Annotated in this window: 13 protein-coding genes; 8 read left to right on the top strand and 5 right to left on the bottom strand. The window is 38.5% G+C overall.

Annotated features, from left to right (window positions below):
• Positions 1-8: 8 nt before the first annotated feature.
• Positions 9-155 (bottom strand): DUF2256 domain-containing protein, encoded by a 147-nt coding sequence (locus ACOXY8_RS15325; RefSeq protein ID WP_458332490.1) that lies wholly within the window; start codon positions 153-155, stop codon positions 9-11.
• Positions 152-1,627 (bottom strand): FAD-binding domain-containing protein, encoded by a 1,476-nt coding sequence (locus tag ACOXY8_RS15320; RefSeq protein WP_458332489.1) that lies wholly within the window; start codon positions 1,625-1,627, stop codon positions 152-154. Before ACOXY8_RS15320 ends, ACOXY8_RS15325 begins: the two co-directional genes overlap by 4 nt.
• Before the next feature lie 65 nt (positions 1,628-1,692).
• On the opposite strand from ACOXY8_RS15320, the gene ACOXY8_RS15315 reads away from it, so the two are divergent.
• The gene (locus ACOXY8_RS15315; protein WP_458332488.1) at positions 1,693-2,289 is read left to right on the top strand and encodes a ribonuclease HII; all 597 of its coding nucleotides are present in this window, start codon (positions 1,693-1,695) and stop codon (positions 2,287-2,289) included.
• A 69-nt stretch (positions 2,290-2,358) separates the two neighbouring features.
• Positions 2,359-5,085 (top strand): alpha/beta hydrolase family protein, encoded by a 2,727-nt coding sequence (locus ACOXY8_RS15310; protein ID WP_458332487.1) that lies wholly within the window; start codon positions 2,359-2,361, stop codon positions 5,083-5,085.
• Between the two features lie 140 nt (positions 5,086-5,225).
• Here ACOXY8_RS15310 and ahcY read toward each other — a convergent pair whose 3' ends face one another.
• Positions 5,226-6,533: an adenosylhomocysteinase gene (gene ahcY, locus ACOXY8_RS15305; protein ID WP_458332486.1), complete on the bottom strand. Its 1,308-nt coding sequence runs from the start codon at positions 6,531-6,533 to the stop codon at positions 5,226-5,228.
• A gap of 81 nt (positions 6,534-6,614) precedes the next feature.
• Entirely contained in the window at positions 6,615-7,373 is a 759-nt protein-coding gene (locus ACOXY8_RS15300; RefSeq protein ID WP_458332485.1) for a biotin--[acetyl-CoA-carboxylase] ligase, read from the bottom strand.
• 55 nt (positions 7,374-7,428) lie between these two features.
• Here ACOXY8_RS15300 and rsfS point away from each other — a divergent pair, with 55 nt between their 5' ends.
• The 6 genes from rsfS to ACOXY8_RS15270 all read left to right on the top strand — a co-directional run bounded on the left by rsfS (position 7,429) and on the right by ACOXY8_RS15270 (position 13,695).
• The gene (gene rsfS / locus ACOXY8_RS15295) at positions 7,429-7,776 is read left to right on the top strand and encodes a ribosome silencing factor (RefSeq protein WP_458332484.1); all 348 of its coding nucleotides are present in this window, start codon (positions 7,429-7,431) and stop codon (positions 7,774-7,776) included.
• A gap of 68 nt (positions 7,777-7,844) precedes the next feature.
• Positions 7,845-9,989: an ATP-dependent zinc metalloprotease FtsH gene (gene ftsH / locus ACOXY8_RS15290; protein ID WP_458332483.1), complete on the top strand. Its 2,145-nt coding sequence runs from the start codon at positions 7,845-7,847 to the stop codon at positions 9,987-9,989.
• A 72-nt stretch (positions 9,990-10,061) separates the two neighbouring features.
• Positions 10,062-10,847, top strand: coding sequence for a UDP-2,3-diacylglucosamine diphosphatase (locus ACOXY8_RS15285; RefSeq protein ID WP_458332482.1), 786 nt, complete (start codon positions 10,062-10,064; stop codon positions 10,845-10,847).
• Positions 10,810-11,631: a hypothetical protein gene (locus ACOXY8_RS15280; RefSeq protein WP_458332481.1), complete on the top strand. Its 822-nt coding sequence runs from the start codon at positions 10,810-10,812 to the stop codon at positions 11,629-11,631. The genes ACOXY8_RS15285 and ACOXY8_RS15280 overlap by 38 nt, the downstream gene beginning before the upstream one ends.
• A 27-nt stretch (positions 11,632-11,658) precedes the next feature.
• Positions 11,659-12,360: a hypothetical protein gene (locus ACOXY8_RS15275; protein WP_458332480.1), complete on the top strand. Its 702-nt coding sequence runs from the start codon at positions 11,659-11,661 to the stop codon at positions 12,358-12,360.
• 1,134 nt (positions 12,361-13,494) lie between these two features.
• Positions 13,495-13,695 carry a hypothetical protein gene (locus ACOXY8_RS15270; RefSeq protein ID WP_458332479.1) on the top strand — a complete coding sequence of 67 codons (201 nt, stop codon included), beginning with the start codon at positions 13,495-13,497 and terminating at the stop codon, positions 13,693-13,695.
• A 1,051-nt stretch (positions 13,696-14,746) separates the two neighbouring features.
• Here the strand turns inward: ACOXY8_RS15270 and ACOXY8_RS15265 are convergent.
• Positions 14,747-15,919, bottom strand: a complete 1,173-nt coding sequence (locus ACOXY8_RS15265) for a DUF4221 family protein (RefSeq protein WP_458332478.1) — start codon at positions 15,917-15,919, stop codon at positions 14,747-14,749.
• Between the last annotated feature and the right edge of the window lie 221 nt (positions 15,920-16,140).

The raw sequence follows: 16,140 nt of genomic DNA, 5'->3' as shown, positions 1-16,140 counted from the left end.
TTCATAGGCTAAAATCTAGCTTCTGATCTGCATTTTTTGCTACAATATTTTACTTCGTCCCATACCTTTTCCCATTTTTTGCGCCAGGTAAATGGTCTTCCACAAGTTATGCAAACCTTGCTTGGAAGGTCGCCCTTTTTCTTCATTTTACTCATGACATTCTATTGGGATTAGTATGCTTTTTCAAAATGCGATTACTACTTACTTTGACTGAAGCTTCCTTTTGCATAGAAAATAGAATATCTCTGGCTTTCCTCCCGCTTTCTTCAATATTGACAATCCGCTGAGGATAATCAACGGCTAATTGGCAATGGTAAATCATTTGCTCCATATCGGTCATTTTCCATGGTTCATGAATGAAGACCAGCGGGAGGTGGCTTATTTCTGGAACCCATTCCTTAATAAATACCGCATCCGAATCATTTTCCAGCGACTGCTTCACAGGATTGTAAATTCTCACTGTATTGATTCCCGTTACACCTGATTGCATTTGAAACTGCGGATAATGAATGCCGGGCTCGAAATCCAAAAAGCATGCAGCCAAATGTTGTGCGCCTTTGCGCCAATCCAGCCACAAATGATGCGTGAGAAATGATACGACCATTGCCCGCATTCGGAAATTCAAATAGCCTGTTTCTCTGACACAGCGCATCGAAGCATCTACTAAGGGATAACCAGTTTGGCCATTTTTCCAAGCTTCAAAATGTGGGTCATTCCAATCTTTGCGAATGGTGTCATAACCGCTATTGATGTTTTGGAATTCCATACTGCATTCCATTTCGAACTTTTGGATAAAGTGGCAATGCCAACGCAATCGTGAACCGAAACTTGCTAAATGCCAACGTGATGGAGATTGAGGCTTTGATTGTTCCATCTGCTGAAAAACCTGACGCATCGACAAATTCCCCCAAGCAATATATGGAGATAATCGACTACAACTTTTGCGACTTAAAGCTGGCTTTGAAATATGGCTGTTGTATTGACTTACTCGATCTTTTAGAAAACTCTGCAAATACCTTTGAGCTTGAGATTCGCCTCCTTTTTGGAAAATTGAATTCCGCTTCTGCAAATGCAGTTTGCCAGAAATAATCATTTCATCAAACTCATCTTTTGGCAACGAGAAAGCCTTAAACTTGGCCCAATTGGGAGTATCTAAAGACATTTTCATAAATGTATGCCAATCCTCCCGCCAGTTTTTTCTGTTTCCAAGTCCACGCTTCACTCCATTTTGCTGAAATTCCAGCCATTCTATTGTCTCCGTATTAAAAAATTTAGCTAATGCCGTATCTCTATTAAATGTGATTCCCAAACCCGTTTCGCAATAAGAATAAACTGTCTTAGGTTTTTTCCAAGCATTCAGCTTTTGAAAGAAACCTAAAGCCTCCGAGTGAATTACAGTTAAGCCTGTTCCAAATTTCGACTTTAATGTATTGTCCATTTCCAGCAAAGAATCTGCTACGAAATGCCAATGGCGATCAGAATAATGAGGATCTTGAACAAGGGAATCCTCTAGGATATAGATAATTAATATTGGGTAGCCGCTCTCGATGGCCGCTCGAAAAGGAGCATGATCTACCAAACGCAAATCACGCTTTAACCATACAATAACATAATCATCGAAATTCATAGCAACAGAACTGAATATAGAGAAGCTTGTTTTTCTTAATTTGCCAATTGAAAAAAGAGTGAAGAATGCTATTACCTTATTTGAATAAAGAGAAAATCGAAGCGGGGTGTGATGAGGCTGGCAGAGGATGTTTAGCAGGCCCAGTGGTAGCTGCGGCAGTAATCTGGAATCCCGAGATTGAGCTAATTGGCCTGAATGACTCTAAGCAGTTAAGTAAGAAAAAGCGGGAGGAATTAGCCCCAAAAATCAAATCCACTGCTCTTGCTTGGGCCATTGGTTTAGTGGAACCACAAGAAATTGATCAAATCAATATTTTAAATGCTTCATTCCTTGCTATGCATAGAGCATTGAAGCAGTTGCAAAGAGTACCGAATTTCATTCTTGTAGATGGCAATAGATTCAACCGATATGAAGAGATTGAGCATTGCTGCATTATAAAAGGTGATGGAAAATACTTGAGCATTGCGGCAGCATCTATTCTGGCCAAAACCCACCGAGATGCACTGATGGAAAATTACGCAAAACAATTTCCACATTATGGCTGGGAAAAGAATGCCGGCTACCCCACCCGTACTCATAGACAAGCAATTGCAGAAATTGGCCCATCGCCCATTCATCGAATGAGCTTCAAACTATTACCCGACCAACTCACCCTATTCTAAAATTTTTGTTTAGGAAAATTATAATTCCTAACATTAAAGTAAAATCACAATAAACTCTAACTATTAAAGATGACTAACAGTAAACAAAGCATTTGGCTGAGTTTAATTCTTTGTCTGATCGTGGCTATGCCCACAATGGCACAGAAGCAAAACTTGCAGCCAGAAGATTTTAAATTATGGCACTCCCTTGGCGGAAGTAGCCTTTCTGATGATGGCAATTGGAATGCCTACACTATCAGCCGTCAGGAAGACAGCGATACGGTATTTGTAAAACACACAAGTACAGACAAAATGTATAGTTTGCCATTTGCAAATGGCGGTTCATTTTCTGCAGACAATCAATGGTATGCGTACAGAATTGGCGTATCCTATGCCGAATCGCAAAAACTAGAAGAACAGAAAAAGTCCATTGAATACAAGCTCGGCTTATTGAACTTGAACAGTGGCAATATTGAAACTATCAATAGCCTTTCAAGATTTAGCTTTTCTGATGATGGTAAATTCTTAGCGATCTACCTAGCTAAACCAAAAGACAGCAAGGAAAAAGGCAGTACTTTATTGCTTAGAGATTTGGCAAAAGGCACTACAAGAAATATCGGTAATGTCACCGAATATGGCTTCAACAAAAAAGGCGATCGTCTAGCATTTATCACCGAGAATGAAGCTTTCAAATCTGTGGAAATGATCAACATGGCCAACCAAAGCCAATTAGTGATTGCTAGTGACACTGTGAGTTTCTCTAATTTAACTTGGCATAAAGAAGGCGGTTCATTGGCTTTCTACAAGACAATGAAGCATGATGATTACGATGAAGAATCTCAGCAAGTAATGCTGTATACCGGCATTTATGGAACTCCAAACCTTAAAGCTTTTGACCATACTTCCATAAGTAATTTCCCTAAGGACATGCGCATATTGGCAAGTTCTAACATTGCCATCTCCAAAGCAGAGGATGCCGTATTTTTTGGATTACAAGAATGGACGCCAAAGGACACTACCAAGACTAAAAAGAAGGATGAAAAACTTCCGGGTGTAGATGTATGGCATTGGGAAGACACAGAAATTCAGCCACGCCAGAAAGTAACTTACAACCAAGATAAAAACAGAACTCATCTATCAGCATGGTGGCCTGCAAACAATAAATTTGTAAGAATTGGAGACAATGCTCAACCAATCACTAGTCTTACAGAAGATCATAAATATGCAGTTGCTTACAATCCTGACGATTACAAACCTGCATTTAAAGAAGATTATGCAGATTACTATGTAGTGAATACCTCAACTGGCGAGAAGAAAAAAATGCTTGATAAGCAGTTAAGCAATTTCAATAGCGCAAGAACCTCTGCTGCAGGTAAGTTTATTGCTTACTTCAAAGATCAAAACTGGTGGGTTTATAATATCGCCACCAATATGCATACAAATGTAACTGAGGATATAGAATTCCCACTTTACAACATCAATTACGATGGTCCTGGCACACCTCCTCCATATGGATTGGCTGGATTTTCTAAAGATGATAAGGATATTTTGATCTATGATCAATTCGATGTGTATGCAATCAGTCTCGATGGCAAAGTAAGTAGAAAATTAACTGATGGTAGAGCAGACGAAAAAGTATTTCGCATCAATAGATTAGATTATGAAGAGCCATATATCGATATCACTCAACCTCTTTATTTAAGTGCTTATGGCGACAGAACGAAATACTTCGGCTATTACAGAATGGATTCACGAGGAAGAGTTTCTGAGCTTATTTATGAAAACATGGCAATTCAACGATTGTCTAAAGCCAAAAAAGCTGATAAGTTCACATTTGTAAAGCAGGCTGGTGATGTATCTCCAACCATGTATATAACAGACAATAGTTTTAGCAACCCAAGTGTATTAGTTCGCACTAACCCGCAACAAGAAAACTACAACTGGGGCAAGTCAGAGCTTGTAACATATACCAATGCTGATGGCAAGGAATTGCAAGGTGCACTTACCTACCCTGCTAATTATGAGCCGGGTAAGCAATATCCAATGGTGGTTTATATCTATGAAATTCTTTCGAATACCGTTCATGGCTATAGCAATCCGAGCGAGCGTAGCGCATACAATACCACTAATTTTAGTCAGCAGGATTACTTCGTATTCAAGCCAGACATTGTGTATGACATTGATGATCCCGGAATGTCGGCTGTGAAATGTGTGGTGCCAGCTGTAGAAAAAATGATTGGTACAGGCATGATTGATAAGGATAAAGTTGCGCTAATGGGACACTCATGGGGTGCCTACCAAACCAGCTTCCTTATTACCCAAACTGATCTTTTTGCTGGTGCGGTTGCGGGTGCTCCACTTACTGATATGATCAGTATGAGCTTGAGCATATACTGGAACTCAGGTACGCCGGATCAGAAAATCTTTGAAACAAGCCAAGGTAGATTTAGTGGCCCATGGTATGAGCAGTACGAAGCGCATAAGCGTAACTCACCCATATATGGAGCGCAAAATATCAAAACTCCATTGCTTGTAGCATTTGGCGACAAAGATGGTGCTGTGGATTGGCAGCAAGGAATTGAGATGTACGGCACAATGCGTAGAATGGAAAAGCCACATGTAATGCTTGTATATGAAGGAGAAAACCACGGTTTAGCTAAACGCGAGAATCAGATGGATTATTATACCAAAACTAAAGAATGGTTTGATCATTTTGTACTTGGCAAAACAGCTCCAAAATGGATCACAGACGGCATTAGCTATATGGATAAAATGAAAGCTAGAGCAACTCCAGCACCAGCGGGAGGTCAACGCTAAGAATAATTGTTCTTATGAATAATAAATCCCTATTCTGAAATTAATTGGAATAGGGATTTTTCTTTTACAGTATTCAGTCAAGCGTAAACAAAAATAGCAGGCCAAATGGTCTGCTATTTTAATATCAATGATATGAAATATTAGTATCTGTATTGATCTGATTTGAAAGGACCTGAAACAGGCACACCAATATATTCTGCCTGATCGTTTGAAAGAGTTTCTAACTCAACACCTAATTTATCAAGGTGCAAAGCAGCAACTTTTTCGTCCAAATGCTTAGGCAATGTATAAACTGCATTTTCGTACTCACCAGCATTGTTCCAAAGTTCCATTTGAGCCATTACTTGGTTTGTAAATGAGTTTGACATCACAAAAGATGGATGACCCGTTGCACAACCAAGGTTTACCAAACGACCTTCAGCTAATACAATGATCTCGTTTCCTTCGATATTGTATAAGTCCACTTGAGGCTTGATCGTGTCTTTCGTATGTCCGTAGTTTTGGTTTAGCCATTTCATATCGATTTCGTTATCGAAGTGACCGATATTACAAAGGATCGACTTGTCTCTCATCAATTTGAAATGCTCAGCACGGATAATATCTTTGTTACCAGTAGCTGTCACAACAATGTCTGCTCTTGGAATAGCAGTTGTCATTCTTTTTACTTCATAACCGTCCATTGAAGCTTGAAGCGCACAAATTGGATCAATTTCAGTTACAATAACACGAACACCAGCACTACGCAATGACTGCGCAGAACCTTTACCCACATCACCATAACCTGCTACTACTGCAACTTTACCAGCAAGCATGATATCGGTAGCTCTACGGATTGCATCTACCAATGACTCACGACAGCCATATTTATTATCAAATTTCGATTTTGTAACCGAATCATTTACGTTGATTGCAGGCACAGGCAATGTACCTTTTTTCATTCTTTCGTATAAGCGAAGTACCCCAGTAGTAGTTTCTTCAGAAATACCTTTGATGCCTTTAGCGATCTCAGGGTATTTATCCAATACCACATTAGTAAGGTCACCACCATCATCTAAAATCATATTCAAAGGTTTGCCACCTTCAAATGCATAAAGTGTTTGCTCAATACACCACTCATATTCTTCTTCAGTTAGGCCTTTCCAAGCAAATACCGGAATGCCAGCGGCAGCAATAGCAGCAGCAGCATGATCTTGTGTTGAGAATATATTGCAAGACGACCAACTTACTTCTGCTCCCAACTCCACTAAAGTTTCGATAAGTACTGCCGTTTGGATAGTCATGTGAAGACAACCTGCTATACGAGTTCCTTTTAGCGGCTTTGATTCGCCAAATTCAGCTCTTGTAGCCATCAAACCTGGCATTTCAGCTTCTGCAAGTCTGATTTCTTTTCTCCCGTAATCGGCGAGTGAAATATCTTTTACTTTGTACTTCAACTGTGTTTCAATCATTTTTTTATAAAATTTATAGGATAATGTGCAAAATTACGCATTTGACTAGTAAAAACAAGTGGTTGAACATCAAGCATCTGACTAAAGAAAGGAAATTTGCTTAAAAATAAACTCTTTTTCCAAGCCTCCTTCTAGCTCCATCTTCAATTTACCATCGCTCGATACTCCAATTAGCTTTCCTGCGAAAACCCTCCCGCTTTCTTCATAGTTGTGCCATTCGTCTTTTTGGTACAATTTGCTATGATAAGTTTCCTGTAGCGATTTAATTTTCCCTGCCTTCAGCTCTAAATATCTTTTCTCCAAATTGATAAGTAAGAACTCAGCGATTTCTTCAATCTTAAAATCTTGTTGACAAATTTCTGCTAATGAAGTCGCTTTTGCTAAGGAAAAATCACGCTGATTTACATTAACACCAATTCCCACGATGGAGTTTTCAATTTGCCCGCCACTTATGGTATTCTCAATTAATATTCCACACACCTTCTGCCCAAAATAAAGAATATCATTAGGCCATTTGATTTCGGGATTCGCAGGCAGATAGGCCGAGAGCGTGTCATAAACAGCCAATGACACCATCATTGTAAGTTGGAATTGAGCAATCACTGGAACAAAAATTGGCTTGAATAAAATAGATATCAAAAGGTTTTTACCTTCTGCATCTTCCCACGTATTTCCCATTTGCCCACGACCTGCCGTTTGGTGTCCAGCCCAAACGACCAAGCCTTCATGCGTCTGCCTATTACGGACAAAATCCATGACCAAACTGTTGGTGGAGTGACAAGATGGCATGTAATGAGCCACCTTTCCAAGAAATAGTGTATTGGTGAAATATTTGTGCAAAGAAATTTCGTAATTTAGCGGGCTTATAAAAGCATCGCAATTAAAAACTTATTGAATGAATTCACAAGAGTTAGCCAACTTGGTTGTGCAAGGTATGGAAGAAAAAAAAGCATCAGATATTGTGATGTTGGATTTGAGGAAGGTTAAAAATGCAATTGCAGATTTTTTTATTATTTGTTCTGGCAACTCTGACACGCAGTTGGAAGCTATTTCTGAATCTGTAGAAGCGGAAGTTTTTAAAAACTCCAAGCAAAATCCCTGGAGCCACGAAGGCAAACGAAACAAAGAGTGGATTTTAATAGATTATGTAGATGTGGTCGCTCACGTTTTCAAGAAGGATAAAAGGGAATTTTATGCTATTGAAGATTTGTGGGGAGACGCAGAACAGAAACGATTCTCGTAGAATCGAACTACTTATGGTTAAAAACGTTTTACAGACAATTATTTGTTGACATTCCCCCTTAAAATATAATGGCTGAAAATCCGATTAAGAATCCTAAAAGAGGAAACAACATGCTGCCTAAAAAGCCGCAAAAACCTGGAATACAACTCTGGGTGATTATCGCTGCAGTGATTGTAATCCTTGCAATTTCTTTTTTCAATAGAAGTTCTACGGTAGATGTAAGTGAGTCTAGATTCAAGCAAATGGTGCTTGATGGTGATGTCCGTCGTGTAGATTTTATCAAGAATCAAGATTTGGTTGAAATCACGCTGACAAACGAAGCATTAGCTCGTAGCAAATACAAAAACGAACTTGAAAGCTTCAACCCACTTGCCTTGAGCAGTGGTCCTCATTATGCTTTCAAAGTAATTTCACCTGAAGGCTTTGATAAGCTTATCAATGAGCTTAATACTCAGATGCCAGAAGATGCTAAAATTGATCTGAAAGTAAGTGAGCGTACTGATTTCACAAATGTGTTTTTCAGCTGGGGTATTTTCTTCCTTCTTATTTTGGGTTTCTTCATTTTGATGCGTCGTATGACAGGTGGCGGAGGCCCAGGCGGTCAGATTTTCAATATTGGCAAATCTAAAGCTGCACTTTTCGATGCAGAGAATAAAGTAAAAATTACTTTCAACGATGTAGCTGGATTGGATGAAGCCAAAGAAGAAGTTGCTGAGATTGTAGAATTCTTGAAAACACCCGGCAAATTCACCAAGCTTGGCGGTAAAATTCCTAAAGGTGCCTTATTAATAGGCCCCCCAGGTACAGGTAAAACCTTGCTTGCAAAAGCAGTAGCAGGTGAAGCTGGCGTTCCATTCTTCTCACTTTCAGGTTCCGATTTCGTGGAAATGTTTGTGGGTGTAGGTGCTGCTCGTGTGCGCGATTTGTTTAAGCAGGCTAAAGAAAAAGCTCCTTGTATCGTATTTATAGATGAGATTGATGCAATTGGTCGCTCTAGAGGCAAAGGCCAAATGCCGGGCTCCAATGACGAAAGAGAGAATACACTTAACTCCTTGTTAGTTGAAATGGATGGTTTTGCCACAGACTCGGGTGTAATAATCCTTGCTGCGACCAACCGTCCCGATGTATTGGACAGTGCATTGCTCAGAGCAGGCCGTTTCGATCGACAGATTAGCATTGACAAGCCTGATATTGCTGGGCGGGAGGCTATATTCAAAGTGCATATTAAGCCACTGAAATTAGCTGACGATGTAGATTCTAAAAAACTTGCTGCTCAAACTCCTGGCTTTGCCGGAGCTGAAATTGCCAACGTTTGTAATGAAGCCGCCTTGATTGCAGCCAGAAGAAATAAATCAGCCATTGGTTTAGATGATTTCCAAGATGCCATTGATAGAGTGATTGGTGGATTGGAAAAGAAAAACAAAATCATCTCTCCGGAGGAAAAAGAAATTGTTGCATACCACGAGGCTGGTCACGCAGTGGCAGGTTGGTTCTTAGAACATGCCGATCCATTGGTGAAAGTGAGTATAGTACCAAGAGGTGTTGCTGCATTAGGCTATGCTCAGTATTTGCCAAAAGAGCAATTCCTGTATCAAACAGAGCAACTGATAGATGAAATGGCTATGACACTTGGTGGTAGAGCTGCTGAAGAAATCATCTTCAATAAAATATCTACAGGTGCATTGAGTGACTTGGAAAGAGTTACCAAAATGGCTTACAGTATAGTAACGGTTTATGGTATGAATGAGAAGTTGGGTAATATATCTTACTACGATTCTAAGCAATCGGAATACAATTTTAACAAACCGTATTCCGAAGAAACTGCCAAGACAATTGATGAGGAAGTCCGTAAAATAATTGCCTCTGCATACTTAAGAGCTAAAGATTTGCTTACTGAAAAAAGACCTCAATTGGAGATTCTAGCTAAAGAACTTTTGGACAAGGAAATTATATTCCAATCTGACTTGGAAAGATTGATTGGTAAGAGGCCTTTTGAGAGAGAAACTACTTATGAGGCATACACTAAGCGCTCGGAAGCAAAAGAGCTAAAAGAAAAAGAAGCAGATGATGCTAAAAAAGCTTTGGCTTTGAAAATGGCTGAAGAGAAAAAAGCTAAAGATGCTGCTAAAGCTGAAAACAAGAGTGATTCTAAAGATAAACCAAGTAATGGTAAGCCCAAAAACGAGGATACTGAATCGTCTATCAAGAAGTAAATAAAATTTTAATTTCGTAAAAAGATCAGGCCAAAAGCTTGATCTTTTTATTTTTACAGCAAATCTTAAAAATTGGCCAATCAAGATCCTTTTCATTTATCACCACAATTAGCAGCAGGAAAGAAAATCTTTTTCGCATCTGATTTTCATTTAGGTGCTCCAAATGCAGAGAAAAGTCTGATTAGGGAAAAGAAGCTTATTGCTTGGCTGGATCAAATTGCCGATGAAGCCGCAGCCATTTTTCTAATGGGCGATGTATTTGACTTTTGGTTTGAATACAAGCATGCCATTCCGAAAGGCTTTATTCGATTCCAAGGCAAATTGGCGGAGCTACGTGACCGTGGCATCCCAATTATCATGTTTACAGGTAATCATGATATGTGGATGTTCGATTATTTTCCCAAAGAGCTTGGTATCCCTGTTTATCGTAATCCTGTTTCGTTTATGCTCAATAATCAGAAATTTCTGATTGGACATGGAGATGGACTTGGACCTGGAGACCGTAGTTACAAATTCCTCAAAAGGATATTCAAAAGCCCTATTTGCCAATGGGCATTTGCCAGATTACATCCCAATTTTGGAATAGGATTGGCCAAATTCTGGTCCGGAAAAAGCCGTAGCAAATCTGAAAATCAAGAGCAGCAATTTAGAGGTGATGACGAATGGCTTTGGGAATATTGCAAGAGTGTACAAAAAAAAGATCCACATCACTATTATATTTTTGGGCACCGCCACCTCCCGCTCGATTTGCCCGTTGGAGAAGGTAGTCGTTATATCAATTTAGGAGAATGGCTGTCCAACTTTAGTTATGCCGAATTTGATGGAAAAAATCTGGAGCTTAAATATTTCCAAGCGTAAGGTCGCTATAGCTATCTTCCTTCTGCTAAGCTCCAATGCATTTGCACAAACTTGGATGCTTCAATCCGAAGTAAGATTGGAAGGCTTGGACAAGATGAGTTTTGACCGTAAAGGGCAATTATATCTATCGGATCAAAAAGGAAATATTTACCAATACAGTCCACTTGGATTGGAACAGGTTTATTACTCTCCTCCTCGCCAAGGCAAACTATCGATATTAGAAGCCTGGAATACTCAGCGAATATTTGCTTTCTATCAGGAATTTCAGGCTTATCAGCTTTTCGATCGCTTTCTAGTACCCACGCCGGGTCGTCGGCAAATTATTCCTCCCGCCGGTTTTGTCAATATAGCGAGCCTCAGTGCCGATCAGCAAATATGGTTAGTAGATGACCGTGATTTTAGTTTAAAAAAATATAATCCCAATACAGGTGAGTTTTCCATCATTACGCCTTTGAATTTGATGGCGGATTTGGAAAATTATCAATTCACATTTTTAAGAGAATATCAAAACAGACTTTTTTTGGTAGATAAAAATTCAGGTATTCTGATATTCGATAATATGGGTAATTACGAGCAAAAAATAGAAGCGGGAGGTGTAGCTTGGATAGCTTTTGAAAAGGACGAAATCCAATATCTCATGGCTAATACGCTTATTTTCCAAAACCTATATTCCCTAGAAAAAAGGAGCCTTATTCTACCATCAAAGGCCACCCAAGCGGTGATCCACAACCAAAGAGGCTATTTGGTAGATGGCAATTCATTAAGGATCTATTCTGTAAACTAATTTCTTTAAAAAAGCTTAAATTAGAAGATGAAAAAATATTTACTGCTTCTCTCTTTTTTCTCTCTGAGCTTTGTAGGTCAAGCACAAGTTGACGATGGCTTGGCTTTGAAAAGATTTTTTCTGGAATTCGGACCCGCTATCCCAATGCAAGGCTACTCAGACAATTTGGTTGATGGTGGTGGCTTTGCAATTACCGGCTACAATATATCTGCAGGTTTGTTAATTCCAGTCAATGAAAGTTTTAGAGTTGGTGCTATTTATCAATTAGCCAGCAATCCTATTGATAAAGAGGAATTAGAATCCTTAAATGTATTTGTACCCGGTGTTACATTATCTTCTGGAGCATGGACTAGTCATTCGATACTTGCGAGTCTGCAATATCAAAAAGAGCTTGGCAATGATTTTCAGTTTACGGCATCACCATTGGCGGGATTAGTCATTGCCAATTCGCCTGAGCTTGCTGTAAGTTTGGGACCACTTTCTGCAGATATCAATTCCGAAACAGGAATGGGATTCGTATATGGTGGGCAAGTAGGTGTAAGAAAAGGACTCGTTGGCAGGCATGGAGTTCGATTTACAGCAAGGTACCTTACGGCCAAGCCAGAACCTTTTAATTTGCGTACCCCAGCGGTGAATGTAGGCTCAATCACCATCCCTTCTCAAGGCTTTGAAATCGACACGAGATTTACATTAATGACCTTGAATTTAGGCTGGGATTATCATTTTTGAGCATTTGCTTTTCCATTATCCCACGTTGAGAACATTGGCAATGGATATTTCGCTCCGTTGGAGCTGGAGAAAGAAGGTTATGAGTGATGGATTAGGGGTTTTGAGTTGACACTGTAGGAGCTTAGAATCATATTTTTTTCGACCCAGAAAGGGTCATATGTTTATAGCCATTATTAATGGCGTATTGGTTCGACCCATATAGGGTCGTATGTTGATTTTGGATCCTTTTTCTATAAACGTTTGACCCATTCTAGGTCTTGTGATGTTGATTCAAAATTTTGATAATTCTGAAATTTTATAAATTCTTACCTCGGCAAGCAGGCCGGTTCGGACAATTACAGCTGCTGTAGATCTTTTCTCATTATCGAAAGTCGGATTGCAAATCCTCTATATCAGGAGTACGACATTTCAAATGTCGAACAGTTGCAGTGGCGATGGGAGACCCGCAAGGTTTTCGAAAACCTTGCGGGTCTTTTTAAAAAAAATTGGACATATTTTGGGCATTGATCTTTGGGCGAAATTTTGCGATTTTGAGTCAAATTTCGCTTAATGATCATCGTATTTTTTTGGCCTGGCTGCACCCTCCATTTTGGGTGGTTTGCTTCGGCTTTGAACTAATTTGGTGAATCCTTTAGGGATAAAAAAATGAATGTGCGTTCTATTCGCAATATGCGTTTATTGCACATTTTTCGTGATATTCGTGATATTCGTTTTATGTTACTTTCTGCGCAATATTCGCTTTATTCGTTTTCTGCGAGGTTCCGTACAATTAAAGCACAATGGGAAGACAAGGAAAGCACAAGGAAACCCTAAGGTAAACACCCACTAAAATGGGCTAAAATCGAGTGGAAAAAAATTCATATTTTAAATATATTTATTCAAAATAATAGTATTTGAATATTTCCGAAAAAGTGACTTTCTGCAAATAGGTGGGTTGATTTGGACATAATTTGGTCTGAAACTGGGCAAAATGTGCATGGATAATGAGCTGATTAGGCATTGGGAATTGAAGGAAATTCAGGACTGTTTTGGGTGGTGATTTTGAGGTTTTATTGAGACGTATTTTTGAATAACGGAATATAGTAAACGTTGATGAAGGAAGAAGGGTTGACGGCTGATTAGAGGCGGTGAATTTTGTTAGAAATAAATGATGTCTATTGCGAAGACCTTCAAGGTTTTGAAAACCTTGAAGGTCTGGCTGTTTCTGCGATGAGCTGTGGAAATCATCGTATTCATTTAATCACAAAAATCATAGTTCAGACAAATGCTGTGAAGCTGGATAATTCAAAAGCAGAGAATGTTGAAGAGCTGTTGTTGGATTTGGAGAGCAGTTGATGGAGGTCTAATTCTATTTTCGGGCGGTTGAGGCGGGAGGCTCACCTTCGGTCGATAAAATGATTTGTGCTTTTCCTTTATCCCACGGCTGCACCGTGGGTTAATGATGTTTCGCTCCGTTGGAGCTGGAAATCATAGTATTCATTTAATCACAAAAATCACAGTTCAGACAAATACGGTGAAAGCAGATGATTCAAAAAAAGAGAATGTAGAAGAGTTGTCGTTGAGTTTGGAGAGCAGTTGATGGGGAGCTAATTCTATTTTTGGATGGTTGAGGCGGTAGGCTCACCTTCGGTCGGTAAATATGATTTGTGCTATTCCTTTATCCCACGGTTGAAACCGTGGGCTATGGATATTTCGCTCCGCTGGAGCTTGAATTTGTTAATGAAAATGTAAATGAGCGGGATCTGAAATGAAAGCAAATTTTACATAACAGAAAATATTTTAATAGATCAAAAGGATGGAGAAAAAAGATAAATATGATAATGAATTCTTACAAGCATATAGAATTCAGCTGGTTATTGCTGCAATTTTCGCTCTAATAATTCTTCTGATTCTATTTTTTTAAATTGGTAGGAGATAAATGAAAAAGATAATCCAGCAGGGAAGTCAGCAATAATTAATTTAATCGGGCTAATTACAGTTTTGCTTATGTTCCTACTTTATTATCTATTTAATTAAAATACTAACATGATTGAAATTTGATCTTTTTGAGAATTGGCAAAAAAAAAGAATCCCGCAGGTTAAACGGGATTCTTAAGGTCAAAAACTCAGAATGTTCTGCCGGGTGGTTAGCCCGAACGGAAAAGGACTTGAAATAACCTAAATAAAATAATATATCCAAATATTCAGATAAATGAATTGAGGAATTTTTGGCTTTGCTCAGCAAAGGCTGAAAAGAGCCCAAATTTAAGGCAAACTATTTGAGGAAAATTTATCTGGAATAATTGGGTTGGTGTAGCTGAGTAACCAATCCAAAATAAATTGGATTGGCTATTCATGTTTTTTAAAATCTAAATTCTTGCAGCAAAAAAATCTTAAGCATCCATCCCTATTTTGAATAGCCTTTAACTCTGGCTAATTGCATAGTATCCTCTTTATTATTGAAGGCGTCAATAAGAGGAAACAAATAATCTCCATTCACAACGACTGGGGTTAAGTCAAATGATTTGGGCAGTTTTCTTACAGTTAATATCTCTCCACCAAGGTCATACTCAACTAACCACTTAGCGGTAGATCTTGATATTTGGTAGGCATTTGTCTCTAAGCCTTCTATTGGATAGCGATCTTTTACTAATCTATAATACACCTCACTTTGTTCATTATACTTGAAAGGACCAAACATCCCTGATTTTCTAAATACACTAAGCTGGTCAAGATCTCCCATGTACAATTTCTCATATGGAATATCCTGCAACACAACAAGATTCTCAAATTCTTTAAGAGAAGTTGTCCATGTTTCAGCTAAGCTGTAATTGCTTTTATTATAGACATACACTGTATCATTGAAGGGGTAAGAAATAAAAATTCTTTCCGAATTTTGATAATTATATGCTTGTATGGAATATGGGAAGGTAGAGCCTTCCTCTCCTCTCAATAATTTGGGTAACCCGATATCAATAATTTCAAAATCACCTGAACGTTTATTAATTCTAACAAGCGACTTCCCATCCACAAATGACTTGTCAGTGACTATAATATTTGGATAAATAGGTATATATATATCTTCTTGATCCATAGACCAAGTAATAGTAGAGGCAGGAAAAGTACGAATATTTGAGGAAACTGCTGAATTCCGATAATCCGGCAAAACCGTAAATTCATTCACTATTCTATAATTCTCTTCAGCTATATTGACCAAACCATAGTAAACATTACTTCTAGTAATTATTACGAATTCATTGCCATTGAATTCAATACTTGTTAAATAAGACTTTACTTGATCTGGACCCTCTCTTCTAACTGGAATACCAAAATTATCTCCAGGGTTGGTTAGATTAATAAAATCTAATTGATTTCTCATGAAGTTTAATCCCACCAAGTAATCAATATTATCAATAGTTGTAGTCTTATACCCTTCAAAATAATAATTCATATAGGGTGGCTCAACAGGCAATTCAAGCATTTCGAATTGAGCATCCACGATCTCGATTTGCCTTTTAACTTCACTTGGCTCAGGTGTACAAGAACAGATTATAAAAATTAGGTAATAAATATTTTTCATCCATCAAAAATTAGGAATTGGATTAATCCAAATGAAGTAATCAGTGATAAGTCATTATGACTTGAAATATACAATTATTATCTTAGTTTTTAAAAAAATCGTTAGTTATACAATTCAGTGATTAGAGGATTTGAACCAAAAAAAAATCGGGTAGGAGAAACGGGATTAGTTCCCGTTTCGACCTCCCACACCACCGTACGTACCGTTCGGTATACGGCGGT

Origin of the sequence: Peijinzhouia sedimentorum (genome assembly GCF_049340005.1) — a bacterium.
Lineage (GTDB): Bacteria > Bacteroidota > Bacteroidia > Cytophagales > Cyclobacteriaceae > CAXBDP01.
Note: the sequence above shows the minus strand (reverse complement) of the source record. Positions and strands in the feature narration are given on the sequence as shown.